This window comes from Thiocapsa sp. UBA6158 (genome assembly GCF_002423035.1).
GTDB lineage: Bacteria > Pseudomonadota > Gammaproteobacteria > Chromatiales > Chromatiaceae > Thiocapsa.
In genome coordinates this window covers 20143-29660 of sequence record NZ_DIUM01000110.1, presented here as the reverse complement: position 1 = coordinate 29660, position 9518 = coordinate 20143, and the positions used below count along the sequence as shown (strand labels likewise).

Below are 9518 nucleotides of genomic sequence, written 5' to 3'. Positions count from 1 at the left end.
GTGGTGAACCTGGTCATGCGCACCCGAGGCTGGTACGAGTCGCGACCGGGGATTCCGACCTACGCGGACCTGGCAGCGTCCGGCAAGACGGCGGACAATGACGCGACTAGGCGGCTGGACCGAGGCGAATCATGGGCGAGGAGATCAGAGGACATTGCTGGAATTGCGGACAGGGACTGACTAAGCTCGATTACGGGCGCGAGCTGCGTTGCCCGGGATGCGACAAACCGACCCAGTGCTGTCGCAACTGTCGGCATTACGCGCCCGGACGACCCAACGAGTGTCGGGAGCCGATGGTCGATCGCGTCATTGCGAAGGATCGGGCCAACTTCTGCGACTGGTTCCAGCCCCTGCCGGGATCCCCCTCGCCGCACGCCGGCGAGACATCGAGCGCGGCGACCGACCCGGAGTCGCTGAAACGTGCCGCGGAGGATCTGTTCAAATGACCGACCGCCGAAGTCTTTCCCGTTCGCTCGAGGGGTTACTCATCGCCGTCGGACTCTGCCTGGTCGCGACGGTCAACGCCTGCGCATCGGAACACGACATGACCGCGGAACGTCAACGACTCGTCGAAAAGATCGAGGCAGAGGTCCGCATGACCGCCCCGGAGCTGGGTTTCGCAAAGCTCGATCCTCGGGTCGCCGATGCCATGCTTCGAGTGCCTCGTCACGCCTTTGTGCCTAATGCCCAACGCGCCTTGGCCTATGCCAATCACCCCCTGCCGATCGGCGGCGGACAGACGATCTCCCAGCCCTATATCGTCGCCATCATGAGCCAGCTGCTTGAGGTCGGCCCGGGCGACCGGGTCTTCGAGCTGGGCACCGGGTCCGGGTATCAGGCCGCCGTGCTGGCCGACATGGGCGTGGAGGTCTATTCGGTCGAGATCGTCCCGGAGCTTGCCGAGCGCGCCGTCGCAAACCTGAAGGCCGCAGGTTACCCGCAGGTCCAGGTCCGCGCCGCAGACGGCTGGCTCGGCTGGCCCGAGGCAGCTCCGTTCGACGGCATCATCCTCACCGCCGCCGCGCCCACGATTCCGGAGCAACTGATCGCTCAGCTCAAACCCGGCGGCCGTCTGGTGATGCCGATCGGTGAAACGCATGCCGTACAGCAGCTCGCGATCTTCGACAAGGACGAGGACGGCAGCCTGCGCCGACGCGACCTCCTGCCGGTGCGTTTCGTGCCGGTGACCGGGCCGTTGGGCGACTGAGCGATGGAGGCGTCGGACATCGGTTTGGGTCAAAGGTGAAAGACGAAAGGTCAAAGGTCAAGGGTCAGAGTAGGGGCTGCATCGGACGGGTTGGCTAGCCATTTCGCCGCGATCCGCCGGCAGGCGACGGCATGATGCGCCGGGGCGATCTCGATGCCATAGTAAAGAACCTGCCTCTACCCGCCTCGGTGTTCCTGTGGCTGAAGACGTACGCGTGGCGCACCCTGACGACACCCTCGAAACCCTCGCATTGACACTGCAACGACTGGCCCAAGCCACCGGTCATCGCGCGACCCTGCTGCTGAGCGGCGATGCGGACTGGACCGCAACCCATGCATGGCGTTGCGTCGCCGCGCTCCCGGACCAGGTTCCGACCTGGCTGACCGAGCGCCCCCTGGCCGACGACGCCCTGCCGCTGCGGGCCGCGGATCGACTGCTCGGCAGCGATCTCGACCTCTTGGTCTACGACGCCCATAGCGGTTTCGACCCGGATGGCTTCGGCGCGGCGACCGGGGCGATTCGCGGAGGCGGTCTCCTGCTGCTCTTGACACCGTCTTTGGACGACTGGCCGGATCTGAACGACCCCCAGGCCGAGCGCATCGCCGTTTGGCCGAATACGGCCGCATCGGTCGGCAGACGCTTCCCGGGGAGGCTCGCGCGGCTCTTCGGCTCCGACCCGGGGTTGATTCACCTTGATCAGGGCGATGCAGGGAGCATGTCGAGCGCGCAGAGGTTCGTCGCGGACGGCGCGCGCGTCACGCAGGCACTCTATACCCCTGCTCGAACCACCCAAGCCAGCGACCCGGACCCTGCCGAGCCCGCCACATCGGACCAGGAACACGCCATCGCGGCCATCCTCGCGGTCGCGCATGGCCGTGCACACCGCCCACTCGTTATCCGAGCCCACCGCGGACGCGGCAAGAGTGCCGCCATGGGCCTCGCCGCCGGCCGACTTTTGGGCGAGGGACCGCTCCGCATCCTGGTGACCGCACCGCGACGCTCGGCGGCCGACGCGTTCTTCAAGCATGCCGCTACCGTGCCGGGCGGTCATGCCGGGACTTCCGCCCCGAGTACGGATACCGGGACGACGACGCCAACTTCGGTAGATCGATCCGCGTACGGTCGTGCAGCGGGCTCACTCGCATTCGTCGCCCCCGCCGACCTCGCCGCCGAAACACCGGCAGCCGATCTGCTCCTGATCGACGAGGCCGCCGGCATCCCCGCACCCATCCTCGAGACCTTGCTGGTGCGCTACCCGCGCGTCGTCTTCGCGACCACGGTCCACGGATACGAGGGCACGGGACGCGGCTTCGATGTCCGCTTTCGCGACACCCTGGACCGTCTCACCCCGAATTGGCGAGAGATCTCGCTCGACACACCGATCCGCTGGGCACCCGGGGATCCGCTCGAAGCACTGACCTTCCGGGCCCTGCTGCTCGACGCAGCCCCCGCCGCGACCGAGGCGCCGAGCGAAGCCGACCCCGTCGATATCCGCTGCGAGCGTCTGGACCGCGACACCTTGGCCCGAGACGAAAAAACCCTGCGCGAGCTCTTCGGTCTGCTCGTCCTGGCCCATTACCAGACGCGACCGATGGACCTGCGCATGCTGCTGGATGGCCCGAATGTTCGGGTCTACGTGCTGCGACGGCACGAGCATGTCGTCGCCACGCTCCTCGCCGCGGAGGAAGGCGGCTTCACCGACCCGGACTTGCGCGAAGCGATCTTCACGGGGCGACGCCGTCCGCGCGGCCACCTGCTCCCACAGACACTCTCCACCCACGCGGGTCTCGCCGAGGCCCCTGCCCTGCGCTACCTGCGCGTGATCCGCATCGCCGTCCATCCGGCGCTCGCGCGCCGCGGGCTCGGCCGGAGACTGCTGCGCCGGCTCGCGCGCGACGGTCGTACCGAGGGCATCGATCTACTCGGTGCCAGCTTCGGTGCGACGCCCGAATTGATCCGCTTTTGGGACCGCTGCGGCTTTCGTCCGGCACAGATGGGCACGAGCCGAAATGCCGCGAGCGGCGAGCATGCGCTCGTCGTGCTGCGCCGTCTCGGCATGCGCGGTCGGCGCTTTGCCGCAGTGGCCGAGGCACGCCTGGAATCGCGGCTCCCGGTTCTGCTGGCCGGTCCGTTGCGCACGCTCGACCCCGTCACCGTCGTCGCGCTCGTCGCCGCGATCCGCATCGAGCCCGAGCCGCCGTCAGCCCCATGTCGTGACGCGATCCCGGATCTTGAGCTGAGCGGCTTCATCGACGGCCATCGCTCCCTGGACGCCACCCTCCCGCTCCTGGCCGACCTCACCCGGCGCCGACTCGGCCCCTGTCTGCGGGTCGCCCGCATCGCCATCGAAGACGCCGCGCTCTTGATCGCCGTCGCGCGCCAGCTCCATGGCCCGGCCGCCTTGGCGAGCCGTTTCGGTTCGAACGGTCGCGATGCGATCCTGACTCGGATCCGACGCGCAGCCGAGGTGCTCCGGTCTGACCTCCCCGAAACCGTACCTCGCATGACAGTCATGCAAGACGCGGCGGAGCCTCCATCACTCCCGTACAAACCGGCAACGCGGGAGCGCGCTGAATGAAACGTCCACAGATTCTCTCCGCCGGCGTCATACCGGTCCGCCGCTTCGGACCCGAGATGCGTTTACTGATTCTGCGCTGCTTCAGCTACTGGGATTTCCCCAAGGGAGAAACAGAGCCCGGCGAAGATCCGCTGAACGCCGCACGACGCGAGGTCGCCGAGGAGACGGGGCTGCTCGACCTGGATTTCCGATGGGGAACGTCTTTCGTGGAAACACCGCCCTACGGTCGCGGCAAGATCGCGCGTTATTATCTCGCGGAGTCACCGCGCGGCGACGTGACGCTCGGGATCAACCCGCAGCTGGGGTTTCCCGAGCACCAGGAGTTTCGCTGGGTCACCCCGGAAGAGGCGCATGCACTCCTGAACGATCGCGTGCGAGCCGTCCTGGACTGGGCGGTGCGACGCATCGGCAAATCGACCGAGGTCCCGGCAACCGGGTCCGTCAACCGACCACCAGAGAACCGCCTACCATGACGATCGAGCGCGAACCCAAAACCTCCGATGCCATGCTGACCCCGACGGAAGCACGTGTCCTCGGTTGCCTCATGGAAAAACAGCGCACCACACCCGACCAATACCCTCTGACCCTGAACAGCCTCGTCAGCGCCTGCAATCAGAAGAGCGCCCGTCATCCCGTCATGAACATGACCCCCGGCGAGGTCGGCCGTGTCGTGAACCAATTACGCGACCGCGGCCTCATCTACGCCAGTCTTTCGGGGCGCACCGAGCGCTACGACCACAAGATCGTCGGCACCTTCCTGCTGAGCCGAGAAGAGCATGCACTGCTGTGCGCGCTGATGTTGCGCGGCCCGCAGACGACGGGGGAACTGAGGACCAATACCTCACGTCTGGCCGACTTCAGGGATCTCGAGCAGGTCACCCGGACACTGCACGGTATGGCCGAGCGCGACCGCCCGCTCGTCCTCGAGCTGCCGCGCCAGCCCGGAAAACGCGAGGAGCGGTTTGCCCACCTGCTCTGCGGCCGACCCAAGATCGAGGACATTCCGGAGTCAGCGCATGCGGCGAGCGGCGAGCCGACCCGCAGCGCTCGTATCGAGGCGCTGGAGGACGAGGTCGCGGAGCTGCGTGCGCAGATCGACCGACTCTGGTCCTTGACCGGACTCGAGGATCAGCGGTGAGCGCGGATGCGAAGGGAAGATCCCGGAACGCGACGAGCGGCAAAGGCAGCGCTGACGCCCCGTGCCGGGATGACGATTTTCCGGCTGAATTGCTCGAATTTATCGAGGATTTCGACACTGCCGCGTCGAACACGCAACGGAAACGCGCCACCTGGACACAAGGAACCAACGACACGCAGGGCGTGCGGGGGTGGGACGGGCGACGCCGATGCCGACCAAAAAACGTTGAGAAGGGCGGATAACCAACTGAATAACTTGGCGGAGAGGGTGGGATTCGAACCCACGGACCCGCGAGGGTCAACGGTTTTCAAGTCACACACGCCTGATGTACCTCACATTTCCCCGCACCTCCGTTCGATTCAGAATCAACCGCTTACGCCCATAATCGCGGTGTGGCGTAGCGTGAAATATTGGCGCGTCTCGGGTGGTCGTTGGCTCAGATTTGGCTCAGACCCAATCGCCCCGGCCACCCATCGTCGGAGGGGTGCCCCTAGTGCCGTCGGATCTACCGGGTCGGCTTTGCGCGGAACCAACTTGCTACCTTTTGCTCCCGGACACAAAAAGCCCGGCCTGGTTTTGCCCGCCAGCTTACGGATCGTCTCGACGGCTTGAGCCAGGGCGGTACCATAGGGAGAGGAACCCATGTTCCCTGACTACTTCATCGCCGAGTGGCAGGGCGTCACCCTCACCGAGCGCGCCTCGGCTCAAGAGCACTTCATCGACCTGGGCCGGTTGCTCGGGGAGAAGACTACGACCGAAACGGATCCATCCGGCTCGACCGCCCGTTGACCCATCGCACTGGTTCGCCGTCCTCTTGGCGTATACCATCCGAGTCCGGACTCATCGCGACGGTCCGTTCGATATCTCCAGGGACAACAGGAGGGCCAGCCGACCATGCAGCTCGAACAGCTCCAGCCCAGCGCGGTGATCCGAGGCATCCTCCCGGACGCACTCGTCGAGGTCGTCCGCGTTGAGTGGTTCGGCTCGGATGCGTTGGAGCTGACTTACAAGACCCCGACCGGCAAGGTCGCGAACGAGATCCTCTACCGCGACGCGGAGTCGCGCCTAGAGCTGGCGGAACTCGGCCGGCCCTGGAGCTTCGACGGCGACGGCGCGTTGTTCCGTCTGGTCTCGGAGGCCCACCGCATCCGCCTGGCGCATCTGTTCGACCCGGTGCTGGCGGTGCACACCTCGCTGGTCGATCCGCTCCCGCACCAGATCACCGCGGTCTACGAGGCGATGCTGCCGCGCCAGCCGCTGCGGTTTCTGCTGGCCGACGATCCCGGCGCCGGCAAGACCATCATGGCGGGACTCCTGATCAAGGAGTTGGTCGCGCGCGGGGACCTGCAACGCTGTCTGATCGTCTGCCCCGGCAGCCTCGCCGAGCAGTGGCAGGACGAGCTGTATCGGCGCTTTCATCTGCCTTTCGAGATCCTCACCAACGACAAGCTCGAAGCGGCGCGCACCGGCAACTGGTTCCTTGAAACGAACCTGGTCATCGCCCGGCTCGACAAGCTCTCGCGCAACGAGGAGGTGCAGCAGAAACTCAAGGCCCCGGACTGCCGTTGGGATCTCGTGGTCTGCGACGAGGCCCACAAGATGTCGGCCACCCTCTTCGGCAACGAGGTCAAATACACCAAGCGCTACCGCCTCGGCCAACTGCTCTCGACCTTGACGCGTCACTTCCTGCTGATGTCGGCCACGCCTCACAACGGCAAGGAGGAAGACTTCCAGCTCTTCATGGCGCTGCTCGACGGCGACCGCTTCGAGGGCAAGTTCCGCGACGGCGTGCACACCGCCGATGTCTCGGACCTGATGCGCCGGATGGTCAAGGAGAGCCTGCTCAAGTTCGACGGCACGCCGCTCTTTCCCGAGCGCATCGCCCACACGGTCCCCTATAAGCTCTCGGACGCCGAAGCCGCCCTGTACCAGGCCGTCACCGCCTATGTGCGCGAGGAGTTCAATCGTGCCGAGGCCCTGGAGAACGACAAGCGCGCCGGCACCGTCGGCTTTGCCCTGACCATCCTGCAACGGCGTCTCGCCTCATCGCCCGAGGCCATTCACCAATCGCTGCGCCGTCGGCGCGAGCGTCTGGAAAGTCGCCTGCGCGAGCTTGAAGTGCTGCAGCGCGGCGGCCTGGCCGCGCCCATCCTCGCAGCGTCCCTCCCGGCACTGGACAGCGACGACGTCGACGACCTGGACGAGGCCCCCGAGAACGAAGTCGCCGCCCTCGAAGAGACCATTCTCGACCAAGCGACCGCGGCACGCTCGATCGCCGAGCTGCGCATCGAGATCGCTACGCTCCAGCACCTCGAAGGGCAAGCGCTCGCCGTCTGCCGCAGCGGCACCGATACCAAGTGGCGCGAGCTGGCCAGTCTGCTGGGCGAGATCTTCACCACCGCAGCCCTGGCCGACCGCGCGGAAGAGCCCAAGGTCCCCTATGGCGCGGGTCCGATCCCGCCGCCCACGCCCTCGCCGCATCAGAAGCTCGTCATCTTCACCGAGCATCGCGACACCCTGAACTATTTGGAAGGCCGCATCACCACCCTGCTCGGCCGCAAGAATGCCGTGGTCATCATCCACGGCGGGATCGGCCGCGAGGCACGTCTCAATGTTCAGGAGTCCTTCAAGCACGACCCCGAGGTCCAGGTCCTGCTCGCCACCGATGCGGCCGGCGAGGGCATCAACCTGCAGCGCGCGCATCTCATGGTCAACTACGACCTGCCCTGGAATCCGAACCGTCTGGAGCAGCGCTTCGGGCGCATTCACCGCATCGGCCAGACCGAGGTCTGCCACCTGTGGAACCTGGTCGCCGAGGAGACCCGCGAGGGCGACGTCTACCGCCGGCTGCTCGAAAAGCTGGAGCAGGCGCGCCAAGCCCTCGGCGGGCAGGTCTTCGACGTGCTCGGCAAGCTCCAGTTCGAGGGCAAATCACTGCGCGATCTGCTGATCGAGGCGATCCGCTACGGCGAACAGCCCGAGGTCCAAGCCTTCCTCACCACCGTGCTGGATACGGCACTCGACCGCGGTCACCTGCAGGGGCTGCTCGAAGAACGCGTCCTGGCGCACGATGCCATGGATGCCAGCGGCGTGCAGCGCATCCGCGAGGACATGGAGCGTGCCGATGCCCGTCGTCTGCAGCCGCACTACATCGAGTCCTTCTTCTTTGACGCCTTCAAACGACTCGGCGGCACGGCCAAGCAGCGCGAGCCCCGGCGTTACGAGATCACCCACGTCCCCGCCGCCGTGCGCAACCGCGATCGCCTGATCGGCATCGGCGAACCGGTGCTGCCGCGCTACGAGCGCATCGCCTTCGACAAATCCCTGGTCGCCCCGCAGGGTCAGCCCCTGGCCGCCTTCGTCTGCCCCGGCCATCCGCTGCTCGACGCCGTCATCGATCTCACGCTGGAGCGCAACCGCGACCTGCTCAAGCGCGGCGCTCTGCTGGTGGACGAGCGCGACCCCGGCACCTCGCCGCGCGTCGTGTTCTATCTGGAGCACGCCATCCAGGATGCCGGACTCACGCGCGCGGGTGAACGCCGCATCGTCTCCAAGCGGATGCTCTACGTGGAGCAGGACGCCGGCGGCGCCACCCGCCACGTCCACTACGCGCCTTATTTGGACTACCGTCCGCCGGCGCCGGACGAGCCGGGCATCGACGCCATCCTCGATCGCCCCGAGTGTCGGTGGATCGACCGCGAGTTGGAGAAAAAGGCGCAGGGTCATGCTATCGCCCAGGTGGTGCCGGAGCATCTGGCCCAGGTAAAGGCGCGCAAGCTCGACCTGATCGCCAAGACCGAGGCGGCGGTGAAGGACCGCCTCACCAAGGAGATCACCTACTGGGACCATCGCGCCGAGGAGCTGAAGCTCCAAGAGCAGGCCGGCAAGGTCAACGCCAAGCTCAACTCGGGTGAGGCACGCAAGCGCGCCGACTTACTCCAAGGGCGGCTCCAGAAGCGGCTGCAAGACCTGAAGCTCGAAGCCCAGCTCTCCCCGCTGCCGCCGGTGGTGCTCGGCGGTTTCTTGGTGGTCCCGATCGGCCTGATCCGGGCCATGACCGGACAGAACGGCACCGAGCCGACCCGTCCGATCGACACTCAAGCCAGCGCGGCCCTGGCCCGCGCCATCGTCATGGAGGTCGAGCGTGGCCTCGGCTTCGAGCCGACCGACCGCGAATTGGAGAAGCTCGGCTACGACATCGAGAGCCGCGTTCCCGGAACCGGCAAGCTGCGCTTCATCGAGGTCAAGGGCCGGGTCGCCGGCGCCGAGACCATCACCGTGACGCGCAACGAGGTCCTCTACTCGCTCAACAAGCCTGACGACTTCATCCTCGCCATGGTGGAGTTTCTCGAGGGCGACACACACCGAGTGCACTACCTTCGAGAACCTTTCCGCCGGGAGCCGGACTTCCACGCCAGCAGCGTCAACTACGACTTTGCCGAGCTAATCGCACGGGCATCTCTGCCGTCATGATCGGCAGACTGCTTTCCTTTCCTGAAAGATGTTTACTTAGATGTAAACCCTATGCTTGAATGCCCGTAACTCAGGGTCAGGTTTGGAGCTGTGGAGCAGCTCCCAAGCGTTGACTGCGGCTA

General features: G+C 66.2%; 7 protein-coding genes. All 7 read left to right on the top strand.

Going from position 1 to position 9518, the window contains the following annotated elements; genetic code table 11:
- The first annotated feature begins 131 nt into the window (after nucleotides 1-131).
- The 7 genes from B4N44_RS15250 (at nucleotide 132) to B4N44_RS15220 (ending at nucleotide 9396) form a co-directional block, all read left to right on the top strand.
- Nucleotides 132-446 (top strand): hypothetical protein, encoded by a 315-nt coding sequence (locus tag B4N44_RS15250; protein WP_296702510.1) that lies wholly within the window; start codon nucleotides 132-134, stop codon nucleotides 444-446.
- Nucleotides 443-1207 (top strand): protein-L-isoaspartate(D-aspartate) O-methyltransferase, encoded by a 765-nt coding sequence (locus tag B4N44_RS15245; protein ID WP_349681096.1) that lies wholly within the window; start codon nucleotides 443-445, stop codon nucleotides 1205-1207. The genes B4N44_RS15250 and B4N44_RS15245 overlap by 4 nt, the downstream gene beginning before the upstream one ends.
- Nucleotides 1208-1421: 214 nt before the next feature.
- Nucleotides 1422-3785 carry a tRNA(Met) cytidine acetyltransferase TmcA gene (locus tag B4N44_RS15240; protein WP_296702508.1) on the top strand — a complete coding sequence of 788 codons (2364 nt, stop codon included), beginning with the start codon at nucleotides 1422-1424 and terminating at the stop codon, nucleotides 3783-3785.
- Nucleotides 3782-4258 (top strand): bis(5'-nucleosyl)-tetraphosphatase, encoded by a 477-nt coding sequence (locus B4N44_RS15235; protein WP_296702505.1) that lies wholly within the window; start codon nucleotides 3782-3784, stop codon nucleotides 4256-4258. Before B4N44_RS15240 ends, B4N44_RS15235 begins: the two co-directional genes overlap by 4 nt.
- The gene (locus B4N44_RS15230; RefSeq protein WP_296702503.1) at nucleotides 4255-4923 is read left to right on the top strand and encodes a YceH family protein; all 669 of its coding nucleotides are present in this window, start codon (nucleotides 4255-4257) and stop codon (nucleotides 4921-4923) included. Before B4N44_RS15235 ends, B4N44_RS15230 begins: the two co-directional genes overlap by 4 nt.
- Nucleotides 4924-5565: 642 nt before the next feature.
- Nucleotides 5566-5712: a hypothetical protein gene (locus tag B4N44_RS15225; protein WP_296702500.1), complete on the top strand. Its 147-nt coding sequence runs from the start codon at nucleotides 5566-5568 to the stop codon at nucleotides 5710-5712.
- Nucleotides 5713-5817: 105 nt separating this feature from the next.
- Nucleotides 5818-9396 carry a helicase-related protein gene (locus B4N44_RS15220; protein ID WP_296702498.1) on the top strand — a complete coding sequence of 1193 codons (3579 nt, stop codon included), beginning with the start codon at nucleotides 5818-5820 and terminating at the stop codon, nucleotides 9394-9396.
- Nucleotides 9397-9518 lie beyond the last annotated feature (122 nt).